The sequence below is a fragment of the Mycobacterium sp. NGS17 genome, assembly GCF_059813205.1.
The window spans coordinates 55216-69973 of sequence record NZ_JCALED010000013.1; the positions used below are offsets into that span (position 1 = coordinate 55216).

The window sequence follows — 14758 nt, forward strand, 5'->3', positions numbered from 1 at the left end:
AAGCTATACCTAGATGAACGAGACTCGAGGAGGAGTCATGAACCGCGACGCCGTCATCGTCGGAGCCGTACGCACCCCCATCGGCAAGGGCAAGGCCAGTGGCGCGCTGCACGATGTGCTGCCGGCAGATCTGCTGGCACACAGCCTGCGCGAGCTGGTGGCGCGTACCGGCGTGGATCCGGCGCAAGTCGACGACATCATCGCCGGCGCGGTCACTCAGGTCGGTGACCAGGCGGCCAACATCGCGCGTAATGCCCTGCTGGGCGCGGGGTTCCCGGAGTCGGTTCCCGGCGTTTCGATCGACCGGCAGTGCGGCAGCAGCCAGCAGGCCATCAGCTTCGCGGCCCAGGGCGTGATCGCCGGCGCATACGACTTGGTCATCGCCGCCGGCGTGGAGTCGATGAGCCGTGTCCCGATGGGCACCCAGGTATTGCCGGGCAGCAACCCGATGGGCGAGGACATGACCCGGCGGTATCCCGACGGCCTGGTGCCGCAGGGCATCAGCGCCGAACTGATCGCCGCGAAGTGGGGCTTCTCGCGCGCCCAGCTCGACGAGTTCTCCGCCGGCAGCCACGAAAAGGCCGCCCGTGCCACCAAGGAGGGCCTGTTCGACAACGAGCTCACGCCGATCGCCGGGCTGGCCACCGACGAGATCATCCGCCCCGGCACTACGGTCGACACGCTGGCCGGGTTGCAGCCGGCATTCTACAGCGACGCGGCCAAAGCCCGTTTCCCGCAGATCAATTGGGAGATCACACCCGGCAATTCGTCGCCGCTGTCCGACGGCAGCGCCGCGGTGTTGATCACCAGCAGCGAGGTCGCCACGAAACTTGGACTACGCCCGCTGGCCCGGATCCACACCACCACCGTGGTGGGCTCCGACCCGCTGTACATGCTGACCGGCGTCATTCCGGCCACCGAGAAGGTGTTGTCGAAGGCGGGCCTGACGCTCGCCGACATCGACCTGTTCGAGGTGAACGAGGCGTTCGCGCCCGTCGTGCTGGCCTGGGCTCAGGACACCGGCGCCGACCTGACCAAGACCAACGTCAACGGCGGCGCGATCGCGATCGGTCATCCGTTGGGCGCCAGCGGCGCTCGCATCATGACGACGCTCGTCAACGCTTTGGAGCAACGCGGCGGCCGCTACGGCCTGCAGACAATGTGTGAGGGCGGCGGCATGGCCAACGCTACCATCATCGAGCGGTTGTGAGCGGGCCGATGTCTCACACCACCTCGAACATCTTCGTCGTCGGCGGCACGGGAGCCCAGGGCATGCCCATCATCCGCGCGCTCGTCGCCGACGAGAGATACTCGGTTCGGTTTCTCACCCGCGACGCCGGCAGCCGGCGAGCCAAAGAACTGCTTGAACTCAAAAACGTGTCCGCCGTGGAGGGATCCTTCGCCGACGAAGCGACGCTGCGCGAGGGGTTCCGCGGTTGCGACGGAGCCTTTGTCAACATCGACGGATTCAACACCGGCGAGAAGAGCGAGACCTACTGGGCGATCCGCAGTTACGAGATCGCCATCGAAGAAGGAGTCAAGTTCTTCGTGTACGGAAACCTCGACTACGGCCTGAAGAAGGCGGCATACGACTCCCGGTTCCGCACCGGTCATTACGACGGCAAAGGTCGCGTCGGCGAGTGGATCCTGTTCCAAAATCAGGTGAATCGCGATCGGATGGGCGCGGCGTTGTTCACCTCGGGCCCCTACATCGAGATGGTGATCTCCCCGGGTACACCGATGACGCCCACCGTGGAGGACGGCGGGCTGACGTGGCGTGTTCCACTCGGCGACGGGGCGGTGCCGCACGTGTCTCTCGAGGACTGCGGTTACTACGTGCGTTGGCTTTTCGACCATCCCGAGCGTGCGAACGGCATGGACCTCGAGGTCGCTGTCGACGATATCGCCTACGCCGATCTCGCCGCGGCGTTCGAGAAGGTCACCGGGCGTCCGGCGCGGTACGTCGACACCGACCTGGACACGTACTGGCGAATGGGCCCGCTCAGCGTCATCGCCGACGCGCCCGCCGGGTACAACGCCGACCGGAAGGACAAGAGCACCATGACCGTACGCGACAACTTCACCGGCTTCTGGAATCTCTGGAAACACCGGGTGGTCAGACGGGATTATGCGCTGCTCGATGAGATCCACCCGAATCGGATCAGGAGTGCCGAGCAGTGGCTCAGGCGTCAAGATCAACTTGCACGCGACAACGGTGCGGGCGGCCTTTGGGAGCGGATCCAACCGGAGAATCGCACGCCGATACTCAAGATCGGCGAGGACCAGCGGCAAGGGAAGCTGTAACCGATGACGACCGCCTCCGATCCACGCGAGACCCGTTTCGACGGCGTCCGAGTGCGCTACGACAGCGACAAGAGCTACGACGAACTACGTGCTGCATTGCTTGCCGACATCGGCGAGCAGCCGGTGCCGATCAATGACATCGCGATGTCCAGCGGCGACTGGAGTTTTTACCAGGAGCGCGTCGAACGCTACGTCGGGCCAAGCGGTTTCATGTTGTTCGGTCTGTTCGACCACGGCGCCTGGATCACCAGGGCCGGCATCGACCGCAAGGTGTTGCGGGTGATTCTGGGCAATCCGCTGATCGCCATCACCATGCTGCGCCACGACGTGACGGCCGGCTTGTTCGCCCCGGTCGAGGTGCTGTTACTCGACGAGGGCACCGGGAGCAGCCTGACTTACGTCAAGCCGTCGTCGCTGATGGTGGTGGAGCCCAACGCGGAATTGCTCAGCGCGGCACAGCAACTCGATGCCAAGCTCGCGGCGTTGGCCACCAAGGTGACCAGCGGTTGCTGACGACCCCAATTACGTTGTGGCGCTTGGTGCATACTCCTGACCCAGCGGACCGCAGCGGATATCGAAACGCTCCCGCACCGTGTCGAGAACACGGCGCTGACGCTCGCGTTCCCTGCGGTGCGTGAGCAGGAACCGCGCCACGCTTGGCAGGCGGCGCGGCAGCGGGTACCACTTGTCGAAATCGAGTCCGTTTTCGTCGAAAACGCGCCTGGGCACGTTGTCGTAGATCAGGCTGAGGTTGTGCTGGACGAGCGCGAAGAGCACGTACGGAAAAGCCAGCGGCGCCTTCTGCCTCAGGCTCATCCAGTCGACTTCGTAGAGCGGAACCTCATTGAGTTTGTCCAAGAACAGTAGGTGGCCCAGGAAATACCCGATGAACGCGGGCAGGTGCAGTATGGCCGAGCGCACGTTGATGGAAACGACTGCACCACTGGGCGAAACGTATGGCTCGTAGGGATAGTCGTCGGGGAATTTGACGTATCCCGTGCAGTTGACGACCCAGCTGCCCGGTTGGATCGTCTTCGTAGATCCGCTGCGGAACACCAACTCGGTCGTGTCGTTGTGATCGACCGCATCCTCGAAATAGTCCATCAGGACATCGGTTAGCCCCGCGCAGATCGTGCGGTTCTCGGCCCGCGACAACACTCCCAGCACGAAGTTGTCCGCCTGCGGGGTTAAGAACGTGCCATGGGTGGCCCGGTACCAACCTTGAACGTCTGATTCGTTGGTGCCGTCGTACCGGCTACTCAATTGTGTGCCGAGGTTGCTCGTAGGTGTGCCCTTCCACCACCGCCGGATGCCGCTCGGAAACAGACTGTCGCGGCAGGAGAAGAAGGTTCCCCGGCCGGCGACGAGGTTCACCTCGCGGCCGGGGTATGCGGTGATCAACGCATGTGCGGTGTCCATCGCGGTTTTTCCGCCGCCGACGATCCACACCGCCGCATCGCTTTCGCTGATGTCGCCCGACCGGACGTCGCAGTAGTCGGGCGACACCGAATGGACGCGCGTGCTGGAGATGCGCAGCGGCTCGTTCGGCGTGATCCCGAGGCCATAGGCTTTGATCAATCGCTTGGCCTCGACGACCAACGTCCGGCCGTCGGCAGCACTGGCGGTGGCCCGGACGATTCCGTTCGCTTCTTGCTCCGACTCGAAGTCCCAGCCGAAGTATTCGTCCACCGGCACGCGTTCCCTGATCACGTCCACGCAGTGCCGAAAATGGTCGAGCACTTCGCCTTTGGTCGCCAAATAGGAGCGGTCCTTGCCGATGGTCCATTCGATGTTGCCCGCGGTGAACATCGGATGCGGTTGGTGCAGGCGCACATACGGGTACACATCGACCCACATGCCGCCGGCACGCGGGCGTCGATCGATCAGGATCACCTTGTTGTTGCGCGACAGGTATCGACTCGCGGCGAACAGAGCATTCAGCCCGGCGATGCCTGCTCCCACGATGCACACGTCGCAGGTTTCTACCGGTGAGGGCTGGGACGCGGACATCTGGCCACCTTTCCTTGCACCGATGACAAGTATGTGCCCGCGCCGCGGCGCGGCGACAGCGTAATCGACTACCCGAAAGCCGAGCGCCTATCCGCTTGACTGACACCCGTCATTGACGACCGTCAGCGAGTGGCGTACGGTGCTTCCATGCAGTCACCACCGACGCCGCCCGCGACCGGATCGCCGGCCGGGGGCGTCCGCGAGGCGCGACGGCTGGAAACCCGCGCCCGCCTGTTCGACGCGGCGCTGGCCGAGATCTCGCGGCGCGGCGTGGCCGCCGCCGATGTCAGCGCGATCGTTGCCGAGGCCGGCGTGGCCCGGGGGACGTTCTATTTCCATTTCCCGACCAAGGAGCACGTCCTCATCGAGGTGGAGCGCCTCGAGGAGACCCGAATCATCAGTGAATTCGGCGACGCCGGCGGTGATCTGGAGGCGGTGCTCTCCGAACTCGTGCCCCACGTGCTCAGTGCTGAAAGGCGCTTGGGCGAAGCCGTGTTTCGGGACATGCTCGGACTGCATTTCTCCTCTACCCGTCCCATCGAGGACGAGTTCGCGCAGCACCCGCTCGGACAATTTCTGGTGGGCGTCATAAGTCGGGCCCAGGACGCGGGACAGGTCGACTCCACCGCCGATGCAGCGGAACTCGCAACGTTCTTCCTCACCGGACTTTTCGCGCTGCTGGCCACCGGGGCCCACGACGCAACGCTGTTGCGCCATTACGTGTCAACGATTGTCAAAGGAATGGAGAAGCGATGAATCGCACGGGCATCGAGGGTTACCGGGACTTCTTGGCCAAGCGTGACGGCGAGACCGATCTGCTCAACAGACGGCTTGCCAATCGCGAGGAGTTCTTCAACGGCCTGGAAGCCAACCCCATTCGGTCAGCCCACCCCGCGGACCGAACCACCTTCCTGCGCAACCTGCGACGCCGGCGCCCCGAACCCGGCCTCGACGAGAAGATGCTTTTCCTACTGGCGACCGCGAAGCTGAATCAGGCGGAGCGCTTCGGTGTGGGACTGGGTGAGACGTACGGGCGCAACAGCGACGAAAGCGTGCCGCCCGAGCGCGTCTACCTCGAGCTGGAGGAGCACTACCACACCCGGCTGTTGGCTTACGCCCTCGACGTCTTCGATCTGACCTTCCAGGTCGTCCCGCCGCCCTTCGTCATCCGCCAGTTCGTCAAAGCGAACGTATTCCTGCCCGAACGGCTCGGTTTCTTGTTCGTCGGAGCCGCGGAGATGGCGGGATGCATCCTGTTCGATGAGTTACGACGCGCCGGCATAAGGCTTTTCGCCGACGAACCGGTAGTCGCCGAACGGATCGAACTGCTCTACAGCGAAATCCTCACCGACGAGATCGGCCACGTCGGCTACTGCGCATCACGCTGCACACCCGCGGAGCGGGCGATCATGCGCCGAATCTACCCGCTTATCGGAAGACTCTTCGCCCGTCAAACCGCGGAGATAAGCCTGCTGGTCGATCCAAAGGCGTTGCACGCACGGCTGGACCGCCCCTTCGATGTCGAGGAACTGACCGTCGGCCTGAACAACGAGACCTACCTCGTCACACACCCCTGACGGTCGCGCCGAGCGTGCATTGAGGGCGACAAATCGGCGAAATCTTCGCCCTGAGAACACGTTCGGCGCGCTGGGGTGCGCAGGCTCGGCCCGAAAGCCAACCGGCGGTTAGGCGGCCAGATCGTCGTCGGCACGGCGGGCCGCAGCCGCCTGCTTTCCACGCCGCCAACCACGCACCGCTGCGATCGCGGACTTCAGACCGCGGCGGCGGCCGGTCGCCGGATCGGTGCCGACGAAACCGGGCTCGAGCTCGGCGAACATCCGCTCACTGCGGGTCTCCGGAGCATTGTCGGCGTCGTCACGCAGGTAGGAGTTCGGCAGCGAGAGCTTGGCCAGCGTGCGCCACGTCTTGGCGTACTGGAACAGGAAAGAGCCTGTGGTGTAGGGCAAGTCGTACTTGTCGCAAACCTGACGCACCCGCACCGAGATCTCGTGCAGCCGGTTGCTCGGCAGGTCCGGGTACAGGTGGTGCTCGATCTGGTGGCACAGATTGCCGCTCATGAAACGCAGCGCCGGGCCGGCCTCGAAGTTGGCGCTGCCCAACATCTGACGCAGGTACCACTGCCCTTTCGTCTCGCCGATCATGTCGGTCTTGGTGAATTTCTCTGCGCCGTCGGGGAAATGGCCACAGAAGATCACCGCGTTGGCCCACACGTTGCGAATCACGTTGGCAAGCGCGTTGGCCTTCAACGTGGACATGTACGTGGCACCCGGCGACAACGACGTCAGCGCCGGGAACGCGACGTAGTCCTTGAGCACCTGCCGGCCGGCCTTGGCCAAGAACTCGTCGACGCGTTGCCGGGCTTCGTCGTTGTCCATGCGCCGCTTGGCGATCTTGCCGAGTTCCACATGCTGCAGCCCGACTCCCCACTCGAAGAGCAGCGCGAGCATGGTGTTGTAGACCAGGTTGAAAACGTTGAAGCGTTTCCATTTCTGGTCGCGGGTGACGCGCAGCAGGCCGTAGCCGACGTCGTCGTCCATTCCCAGAATGTTGGTGTACTTGTGGTGCACGAAGTTGTGCGTGTAGCGCCAGTGCTTGGACGACCCGCTCATGTCCCACTCCCATGTCGAGGAGTGAATCTCGGGGTCGTTCATCCAGTCCCACTGGCCGTGCATGACGTTGTGGCCGATCTCCATGTTCTCGACGATCTTGGCCACGCCCAGGGTCACCGTCCCCGCCCACCAGGCCGAGCGCCGCGAGCCGGCGGCCAGCAGCAGCCGGCCGGTCACCTCCAGCGCGCGCTGGGCCGCGATGGTGCGGCGGATGTAGCGAGCGTCCCGCTCGCCGCGTGAGTCTTCCACGTCCTGGCGGATGGCATCGAGCTCAACGGCCAGGCTTTCGATGTCGGCGTCCGTCAGATGGGCGAATACGTCGACGTCTGTGATCGCCATCGTCGTCATCTCCCTGCGGTCGTTCGGTCGGTACTAGACCTACGCTATCGTAACCTACGAATGCGTAGGTTACCAATGAGTAGCATCTAAATGTCGAGGACGCAATCGCCCGAAGCCGCAGACACGCAGGTCTGCACCCTGGTCCCCGGGTCGTGCTGCTGGCCGGTCCGCAGATCACGGACGTGCCCCTCGGTCAGACTCACCACGCACGACTGGCAGATCCCCATCCGGCAGCCGAAGGGCATCTGCACACCCACGCCCTCGCCCGCGTCCATCAGCGACGTCGCCGCATCGGCAGTTACCGTGCGTCCGCTTTGGGCGAAGGTAACCGTTCCGCCGGCGCCGTCGGGTGCGGCCCTGGACACCGCGAACCGCTCGAGGTGCAGGCGCTCGCCGATGCCCGCCGCTGACCACACGCGCTCGGCCTCGGCGAGCATGCCTTCCGGCCCGCAGGCCCAGGTCTGCCGATCGCGCCAGTCCGGCACCTGCCGATCCAGCACGGACAGGTCGAGCCGACCCTGCGTGCGCGTCTCGCGCAGCTGCATCCGGTAACCGGGATGCTCGGCGGCCAGCGCGGCCAACTCGGCCCGGAACATGACATCGGATTGGGTGGGTGCCGAGTGCACGTGAGCGATGTCACCAATCTGGTTGCGGCGCACCAGGGTCCGCAGCATCGACATCACCGGCGTGATCCCGGATCCGGCGGTGAGGAACAGGATCGACGCGGGCGCCGGATCGGGCAGCACGAAGTTGCCCTGCGGGGCGGCCAGCCGGACGATGGTGCCCGGCTCGACGCCGGCCACCAAGTGCGACGACAAGAACCCCTCCGGCATCGCCTTCACGGTGATGGTCACGGTGCGGGCCGAACCGGAGCCGGACCTGCCGGACGGAGCCGAGGTGAGCGAATACGACCGCCAGCGCCAGCGCCCGTCCATGAGCAGCCCGATGCCGATGTACTGGCCCGGCTGGTAGTCGAAGTTGAAGCCCCAGCCCGGCTTGATGACCAGGGTCGCGGAGTCTTCCGTCTCGCGGCGCACCTGCAGGACCCGGCCGCGCAGTTCGCGCGCCGACCAGAGCGGGTTGGCCAGATGCAGGTAGTCGTCGGGCAGCAGCGGCGTGGTGATGCGAGCGGCCAGCTTGCGCAGCGCGTGCCAGCCGGGGTGCCGGTCGGCGCCGGCGACAACAGGCCGCTTGGTGTCGACGACGTTGCCCGTGATCGATGGGTTACGTCTGCCCAGGGGAAGCTCCTGCTCACGATGTGTCGTCTGACTTGCGCTCACATTGTGATCCATTCTGTGCGCCTCACGAAACCTACGGTACCGTAACCTACGGTGTCGTAGCTACCGCAGCGACGCGGATCACCTCACCTGGGCGTCACATCAGCTCCAACAGAAATGGCAGCTCCTGGTTGGCGTACCAGGCCAGATCGTGGTCTTGCGCGTCGCCGACGATCAGGTCGGCGTCCTCATCGCCCAGGTCGGCGGCGTCGACGGCCTCGATGGCCTTCGCCACCGCCGGTTCGGCCCCGGCGTTGTCGACGTAGGCGGCGATCACGTCGCCGATCGGCACCGGCCCGGACAGCCGGACCACCGCGTCGTCGAGGTCGGGACGGTACGTGACGTCCTCGACCTCGGCGGCCAGCACCGCGCGGCGCGGCCGCAGGGATTCCGATGACGCGCCGGTCCCCTCCGCCGCTTCCGCTTCGCGGGCGGCCAGCAGCCGCAACGACGCCAGCGCCGCCTCGCGCAGCGCCACGTCGGCGAGCTCGTCGTCGTCGCCCTCGGCGTAGGCCTCGCGCAACCGCGGCGTCAGTGCGAACGCGGTGCCGTTGACCGGGCGCAGCGAGCCGTCGGCGACGAGCTGCGCCAACATGGGCAGCGTGGCGGGGATGTAGACGACCGTCATGGTCAGATCAGCGTGGCCGCGTAGTCGTCGACGTACGTCGACAGTTCGCGCGGCGGGCGCTGGTAGTCATCGCTGACGACGGGACGCTCGGGCAGCTCGACCTTGGGCGTCTCGACATCGCGGTAAGGGACGGTGGACAACAAATGGGCCATCATGTTCAGTCGCGCGTGTTTTTTGATGTCGGATTCCACGACATACCAAGGGCTTTCCGGGGTGTCGGTGTGCACCATCATCTCATCCTTGGCTCGTGAGTAGTCCTCCCACCGGTATACCGATTCGAGGTCGATCGGGGACAGCTTCCATCGCCGCACCGGGTCGTTGAGCCGCGCTTTGAACCGGCGCAGCTGTTCGGCCTCGGAGACCGAGAACCAGTACTTGCGCAGCAGTATCCCGTCGTCGATCAGCATCTGCTCGAAGATCGGCGTCTGCCGCATGAACAGCGCATACTCTTGCGGCGTGCAGAATCCCATCACCTTCTCGATGCCCGCCCGGTTGTACCAGGACCGGTCGAACAGCACGATCTCGCCCCTGGTGGGCAAGTGCGCGATGTAGCGCTGGTAATACCACTGCCCCCGTTCACGATCCGAGGGCGCCGGCAGCGCGGCGACGCGTGCGATTCGAGGGCTGAGGTATTCGGTGATCCGTTTGATGGCACCGCCCTTGCCCGCGGCGTCGCGGCCCTCGAACAACACCACCAGCCGCGCCCCGGATTGCCGCACCCACTCCTGCAGCTTCACCAATTCCGTTTGCAGCCGGAACAATTCGGCCTCGTAGACGTCGTCGGAGATTTTGGGCACGGCCTGTCGAGCCGACTTCTTCTTGTTCGGCGCGCCATCACTTTTCGCGGTGCTCACAGCAACGAATGATAGCCGCACGCAGGGGTTTTCACCGCCGACTAGGAGCGGGACGCCTCGAGTAGTTCTTCGAGCGCTTGGTTCAGCAGCCCGGGCAGCAGGTCGACATCGCTCATGGCTTCACGGTCGGCGTTGATACCGTAGTACAGCTCGCCGTTGTACGACGTCACCCCGATGGCCAGCGCCTGGTTGTGCAGCAACGGCGGCACCGCATAGGTCTCCAGCAACTTTGTGCCGGCGATGTACATCTGCGACTGCGCACCCGGCGCGTTGGTGATCAACAGGTTGAACGTGCGCTTGGAGAAGCTCGGGAAACTGGTCGCCACCCGAGTGCCCATGGCGTGCAGGGTCGGCGGGGCGAAACCTGACAGGGTGACGATGGTCCTGGCGTCCACCAGCTGCGCGGCCGTCGGGTTCGCCTCGGTCGCGTGCGCGATCTGCGACAGCCGCACCACGGCGTTGGGCTCTCCCACCGGCAGGTCGACGAGGAACGGCATCACCTGGCTGATCGCCTGACCGGGACCGCTGGCGTCGAGGTCGCCGTCGTCGTAGACCGGCAGCGGCGCCATCGCGCGCACCGTCGCGGTCGACGACACCGCCACCCCCCGGGACATCAGCCAATTCCCCAGCGCGCCGGCGATGACCGCGAGGACGACGTCGTTGACGTCGCAGTCATAGCGCGCGCGCACGGTGCGGTAATCCTCGAGCCTGCCCCGCGCGACCGTGAAGCGCCGGTGCCGCGACACGGTCGCGTTGAGCGGGCTGCTGGGCGCGGTCCCCCGGGCCACGGTGCGCACCAGGTCGACGACCCGGCGGCCGGCGTCGAGCAGCTCTGTGTGGTTGGTCACCAGCCCGCCGATCATCGACCCGACGGCCTGCAGCTGCGCGCCCGGACCCGTGACCCATTCACTGATCGCGCCCAGCACCAGCCGGGTGTTGCCGGGGTCGCGCTCCGGTATCCAGATGTCCTCGGGGAAAGGCGGCGGGCGTTTCGTCCGATCGCCGATGACGTGATTGATCTCCAGCGCCGACATGCCGTTGACCAGCGCTTGATGCGACTTTGTGTAGAGGGCCAACCGGTTCTGGGACAGGCCTTCGACCAGGTACATCTCCCAGAGCGGGCGCGACTTGTCCAGCGGCCGCGCGGCCAGCCGCGCGATCAGCTCGTGCAGCTGCTCGTCACTGCCCGGAGAGGGCAACGCCGAGCGCCGCACGTGATAGGTGATGTCGAAGTCGTTGTCGTCCAGCCACACCGGCCGGGCCGTGCCGACCCGCACCTCCCGCACCTTCTGCCGGTAGCGCGGAATCTGTGGCAGCCGCTGCTCGACCGTGGCCAGCAGCGTGTCGTAGCTCAAGCCGGCGCGGGGCCGACGCAGGATCGCCAGCGATCCGACGTACATGGGGGTCGCGGTGTTCTCCAGCCGAAAGAACGACGCGTCCGGCGGGGACAAGCGAGTCACCATGCGGCGCTGTCCTCCTGGTCAGTTCGACGCCCGTCCCGGGGCCCTGGGCCCCTGGGGCCCGATGTCCCGCCCACGGTAATCGTGCGGCCGTGCGCCAAGTCAGCGTGGGTACGCGTGCGGCGGAGTTGTGCCATGATGACCACTGACTAACCGCTGTCTGCCCCTCTCCAGCAGGCTTGAAGGTCCGGCCGAAGAGTTGGAGAGTGCGCGTTGAACACCAGTCCGGTTGCAAAGCCATCTGACGCATTCACCGTCATACCAGTCGTCGACTACGAGCCGCCGACGCAGGACGCGCCGCACACCGCCACGCCGTGCCGGCAACCGTCACGGCCCGCGTTGCGGCGCCGCAGCAGCCACGCACCGCCGCGCCCCTATACCGGGCAGCCCAGCAGGGCGCCGGCATCGGATCCTGGCGCGGTCATGTCCCCACGGCTGCGTCAAGCGGCCGTCTTCGCCGACGCCGCGCTGCGCCGGGTGCTGGAGGTCATCGACCGCCGCCGTCCCGCCGCCCAGTTGAATCCCCTGCTGGCGCCCAGTCTGGTGGATTCGGTAGCCGCGCTTGGCCGTTCGGCCGCGAGCCGGAGTCGTGACGCGGCGGTGTTGCGCCGGATGCGGCTGCAGCCGGCCGGCCACCCGGAGCCGGATTCGGCGGCCGAGGTGTTCGGTTCCTACCGCCGCGGGAGCCGGATGCACGCCATCGCCTGCCGGGTCGAGCAGGTCACCGCTGCCGCGGGCGGAAGCCGGTGGATGGTGGTGGCCCTGCACATCGGGTGACGGCGGTCAGTTGACCGGTGCGGCGCCGGCCGCCCGCGGGCCGCCGGTGTAACGGGTGAGGACGGGTCCCACGATCGCCATGACGAAAACGTAGGACGTCGCCAGCGCGGCGACGGCAGGCAGCGACTTGCCCGCCAATCCGATGATGATCAACGAGAACTCACCGCGGGCGATCAGCGCGGTGCCCGCCCGCAGCTGCCCGCGCCGCGCCACCCCGTCGTGCCGGGCGGCGAACATCCCGGTGGCCACCTTGGTCGCCGCGGTCACGGCGGCCAGGATCAGCGCCGCCGGCAGCATCGGAACCAATTCGTGCGGGTCCACCGAAAAGCCGATCGCCAGGAAGAAGATGGCGGCGAACAGGTCCCGCAGGGGGCTCAGCACCTGGCGCGTCCGCACGGCAGTCTCGCCGGTCAGGGTCAGCCCGACCAGGAACGCCCCGACCGCGGCCGAAGCATGCAGCGACTCCGCCATGGCGGCCACGATCAGGGTGATGCCCAGCACCCGCAGCATGAGCTGTTCGGAGTCGGGGTGTTCCACCAGCCGCTCCACGTGGTGGCCCCAGCGATAGGACGCGGCGAACGCCGCCATCAGGGCGCCGACCGCCAGGACCATGCCGGCGACGGCGTGCAGCCATCCGCCGCCCGAGGCCAGGACCGCGAACAGCGGCAGATAGGCGGCCATCGCGAAATCTTCGAGCACCAGTACCGACAACACCGCCGGGGTCTCCCGGTTGCCGAGCCGATGCAGGTCTTCCAGCAGCCGCGCGATGACCCCCGACGAGGAGATGTAGGTGACGCCGGCCAGGCACAGAATGGCCACGCCATCCAGCCCCAGCAACCAGCCGGCGATCGCGCCGGGCGCGGCGTTGAGCACGATGTCGACGCCCGCGGACGGCAGGTGGTGGCGCATGCTGCTGGAGAATTCGGCTACCGAGAACTCGCAGCCCAAAGTGAGCAGCAGCAGCACGACGCCGATGGGTGCGCTGGTGGTGATGAACTGTCCGCCGGCGGCCATCGGCAGGATGCCGCCCTTGCCCAGCGCCAGGCCCGCCAGCAGGTACACCGGGATGGGCGACAACGCGAATCGCCTTGCGGCAGCGCCCAATACGGCCATAGTGGCCAGGAGGGCGCCGAGTTGCAATAGCAGCGTCCCCGAAATCTGCACCGGCTCAGCCCTTGTCGATGATCTTCTCGACGCCCGCGATGCCGTTTTCGGTGCCGATGACGATCAGAACGTCCTGGGCATGCAGCATCTCGGCGGGCCCGGGCGAGGCGAGCACTTCCTCGTTGCGCACGATCGCCACGATGGACGCGCCGGTGCGGGTGCGGGCCCGGGTGTCGCCCAGCGGGTGATCGACGAAGGGGCTGCCGGCCAGGATGTGCACCTGACCCGTCTCGAGTCCGGGGATCTCGCGGGCCAGCTCGGTGAACCGCTCGGCGATCCGCGGCGCCCCCAGGATCTGGGCCACGGCCTCGGCCTCCTGATCGCTGAGGTGAAGCAGCGGCCGGGCCTCGTCCGGATCTTCGCGCGCATACACGACGACGTCGAAATCGCCGCTGCGCCGCGCGATGATGCCGATGCGGTCGCCGTTGCGATCGGTGAATTCGTAACGCAGACCGACCCCGGGGAGCAACACCTCCTTGACATCCATACGTCAATCCTGACAGGTCGCCCGGCGCCACCGTCGCCCGGCGCGGCCGGCCGCCCGAAAGCTAATGCAGCTCCGCCGGTTGGGTCGGCCCACCGCGGGGCCGGCGCCCCAGCGGCAGCAGCATCGGCACCTGACGGCGGTAGTCGCGGTACTCGTCACCCAGCGCGGCCACCAGGTCGCGCTCTTCGAATTGCGTAGCGATCAGGATGTAGCCCGTCATCGCGATGGAGAACAGCAGGTGTCCGGCCGTCATGGTGGGCACCGCCCAGAACGCGATGACGAAGCCGAGCATGAGCGGGTGTCGCACCAGACGGTAAAAGAACCGAACGCGAAAGTCGAGGTTGGTGTAAGGCCTTGCGCGCCAAGCCAAATAAACCTGTCGAAGGCCGAACAAGTCGAAATGGTTGATCATGAACGTCGACGCCAGCGCGATCGCCCAGCCGAGCCCGAACAACGTCCACAGCGCCAGGCGCCCGGCCGGCGGCTCTACCTCCCAGATGACGGCCGGCATCGTTCGCCACTGCCAGTAGAGCAGCACCAGCACGACATTGGACAGCATCACGTAGGTGCTGCGCTCGATCGACGGCGGCACCAGGCGCGTCCACCGCGCCTTGAACCCCGGCCGTGCCATCACGCTGTGCTGCAGGCCGAACACGCCGAGCAGCACCATGTTGACCAACACCGCCTCGCCGATGGGCGACGCGACCCCGTGATCGACCGTCCGCGGTACCCAGAAGTTGCCCAGGAACGCGACAAGGTACAGAAATACGGCGAGAAAGAGCAGATAAGCGGCCGCGCCGTAGCCGACCGTCAGGTAACGCTTCATTA

At 66.2% G+C, this 14758-nt stretch carries 15 protein-coding genes; 6 read left to right on the plus strand and 9 right to left on the minus strand.

What is annotated here, in order from left to right:
* Positions 1–37 precede the first annotated feature (37 nt).
* From AC5Y7E_RS22720 to AC5Y7E_RS22730, 3 genes are read left to right on the plus strand one after another with little or no spacing between them, the layout of a single operon-like run.
* Entirely contained in the window at positions 38–1210 is a 1173-nt protein-coding gene (locus tag AC5Y7E_RS22720) for a thiolase family protein (protein ID WP_499950821.1), read from the plus strand.
* Positions 1211–1218: 8 nt separating this feature from the next.
* Positions 1219–2304 (plus strand): NmrA family NAD(P)-binding protein, encoded by a 1086-nt coding sequence (locus tag AC5Y7E_RS22725; RefSeq protein ID WP_499950822.1) that lies wholly within the window; start codon positions 1219–1221, stop codon positions 2302–2304.
* A 3-nt stretch (positions 2305–2307) separates the two neighbouring features.
* Complete coding sequence (locus tag AC5Y7E_RS22730; RefSeq protein ID WP_499950823.1) at positions 2308–2817, plus strand: DUF302 domain-containing protein; 510 nt, start codon at positions 2308–2310, stop codon at positions 2815–2817.
* A gap of 9 nt (positions 2818–2826) precedes the next feature.
* Here AC5Y7E_RS22730 and AC5Y7E_RS22735 read toward each other — a convergent pair whose 3' ends face one another.
* The gene (locus AC5Y7E_RS22735; RefSeq protein ID WP_499950824.1) at positions 2827–4314 is read right to left on the minus strand and encodes an FAD-dependent oxidoreductase; all 1488 of its coding nucleotides are present in this window, start codon (positions 4312–4314) and stop codon (positions 2827–2829) included.
* Between the two features lie 147 nt (positions 4315–4461).
* Between AC5Y7E_RS22735 and AC5Y7E_RS22740 the strand changes: the two genes are divergently transcribed.
* Positions 4462–5070 (plus strand): TetR/AcrR family transcriptional regulator, encoded by a 609-nt coding sequence (locus AC5Y7E_RS22740; RefSeq protein WP_499950825.1) that lies wholly within the window; start codon positions 4462–4464, stop codon positions 5068–5070.
* The gene (locus AC5Y7E_RS22745; RefSeq protein ID WP_499950826.1) at positions 5067–5891 is read left to right on the plus strand and encodes a hypothetical protein; all 825 of its coding nucleotides are present in this window, start codon (positions 5067–5069) and stop codon (positions 5889–5891) included. Before AC5Y7E_RS22740 ends, AC5Y7E_RS22745 begins: the two co-directional genes overlap by 4 nt.
* Positions 5892–5999: 108 nt before the next feature.
* On the opposite strand, the gene AC5Y7E_RS22750 is transcribed toward AC5Y7E_RS22745, so the two are convergent.
* From AC5Y7E_RS22750 to AC5Y7E_RS22770, 5 genes are all read right to left on the minus strand, one after another.
* Positions 6000–7283 (minus strand): fatty acid desaturase family protein, encoded by a 1284-nt coding sequence (locus AC5Y7E_RS22750; protein ID WP_499920302.1) that lies wholly within the window; start codon positions 7281–7283, stop codon positions 6000–6002.
* A gap of 86 nt (positions 7284–7369) precedes the next feature.
* Entirely contained in the window at positions 7370–8521 is a 1152-nt protein-coding gene (locus tag AC5Y7E_RS22755) for a ferredoxin reductase (protein ID WP_499950845.1), read from the minus strand.
* A gap of 136 nt (positions 8522–8657) precedes the next feature.
* Entirely contained in the window at positions 8658–9188 is a 531-nt protein-coding gene (locus AC5Y7E_RS22760; RefSeq protein WP_499920303.1) for a DUF6912 family protein, read from the minus strand.
* Positions 9189–9190: 2 nt separating this feature from the next.
* Positions 9191–10042: a polyphosphate kinase 2 gene (gene ppk2 / locus AC5Y7E_RS22765; protein WP_499950827.1), complete on the minus strand. Its 852-nt coding sequence runs from the start codon at positions 10040–10042 to the stop codon at positions 9191–9193.
* A gap of 41 nt (positions 10043–10083) precedes the next feature.
* Complete coding sequence (locus tag AC5Y7E_RS22770; protein ID WP_499950828.1) at positions 10084–11505, minus strand: WS/DGAT/MGAT family O-acyltransferase; 1422 nt, start codon at positions 11503–11505, stop codon at positions 10084–10086.
* Between the two features lie 210 nt (positions 11506–11715).
* Here AC5Y7E_RS22770 and AC5Y7E_RS22775 point away from each other — a divergent pair, with 210 nt between their 5' ends.
* Positions 11716–12279, plus strand: a complete 564-nt coding sequence (locus AC5Y7E_RS22775; RefSeq protein WP_499950829.1) for an Rv3235 family protein — start codon at positions 11716–11718, stop codon at positions 12277–12279.
* Positions 12280–12285: 6 nt separating this feature from the next.
* Here the strand turns inward: AC5Y7E_RS22775 and AC5Y7E_RS22780 are convergent, their stop codons facing one another.
* From AC5Y7E_RS22780 to mddA, 3 genes are all read right to left on the minus strand, one after another.
* The gene (locus tag AC5Y7E_RS22780; protein WP_499950846.1) at positions 12286–13392 is read right to left on the minus strand and encodes a cation:proton antiporter; all 1107 of its coding nucleotides are present in this window, start codon (positions 13390–13392) and stop codon (positions 12286–12288) included.
* A 55-nt stretch (positions 13393–13447) separates the two neighbouring features.
* Positions 13448–13930: a cation:proton antiporter regulatory subunit gene (locus tag AC5Y7E_RS22785; RefSeq protein ID WP_499920310.1), complete on the minus strand. Its 483-nt coding sequence runs from the start codon at positions 13928–13930 to the stop codon at positions 13448–13450.
* 61 nt (positions 13931–13991) lie between these two features.
* A complete protein-coding gene (gene mddA / locus AC5Y7E_RS22790) occupies positions 13992–14756 on the minus strand; it encodes a methanethiol S-methyltransferase (protein WP_499950830.1) in 765 nt (254 codons plus the stop codon).
* Positions 14757–14758: the final 2 nt, after the last annotated feature.

Coding starts and splice junctions, on each gene's coding strand:
- AC5Y7E_RS22730 (WP_499950823.1), top strand. CDS start 2,308: ATGACGACCGCCTCCGATCCACGCGAGACCCGTTTCGACGGCGTCCGA.
- AC5Y7E_RS22725 (WP_499950822.1), top strand. CDS start 1,219: ATGTCTCACACCACCTCGAACATCTTCGTCGTCGGCGGCACGGGAGCC.
- AC5Y7E_RS22735 (WP_499950824.1), bottom strand. CDS start 4,314: ATGTCCGCGTCCCAGCCCTCACCGGTAGAAACCTGCGACGTGTGCATC.
- mddA (WP_499950830.1), bottom strand. CDS start 14,756: ATGAAGCGTTACCTGACGGTCGGCTACGGCGCGGCCGCTTATCTGCTC.
- AC5Y7E_RS22750 (WP_499920302.1), bottom strand. CDS start 7,283: ATGGCGATCACAGACGTCGACGTATTCGCCCATCTGACGGACGCCGAC.
- AC5Y7E_RS22720 (WP_499950821.1), top strand. CDS start 38: ATGAACCGCGACGCCGTCATCGTCGGAGCCGTACGCACCCCCATCGGC.
- AC5Y7E_RS22780 (WP_499950846.1), bottom strand. CDS start 13,392: ATGGCCGTATTGGGCGCTGCCGCAAGGCGATTCGCGTTGTCGCCCATC.
- AC5Y7E_RS22785 (WP_499920310.1), bottom strand. CDS start 13,930: ATGGATGTCAAGGAGGTGTTGCTCCCCGGGGTCGGTCTGCGTTACGAA.
- AC5Y7E_RS22770 (WP_499950828.1), bottom strand. CDS start 11,505: ATGGTGACTCGCTTGTCCCCGCCGGACGCGTCGTTCTTTCGGCTGGAG.
- AC5Y7E_RS22760 (WP_499920303.1), bottom strand. CDS start 9,188: ATGACGGTCGTCTACATCCCCGCCACGCTGCCCATGTTGGCGCAGCTC.
- AC5Y7E_RS22740 (WP_499950825.1), top strand. CDS start 4,462: ATGCAGTCACCACCGACGCCGCCCGCGACCGGATCGCCGGCCGGGGGC.
- AC5Y7E_RS22745 (WP_499950826.1), top strand. CDS start 5,067: ATGAATCGCACGGGCATCGAGGGTTACCGGGACTTCTTGGCCAAGCGT.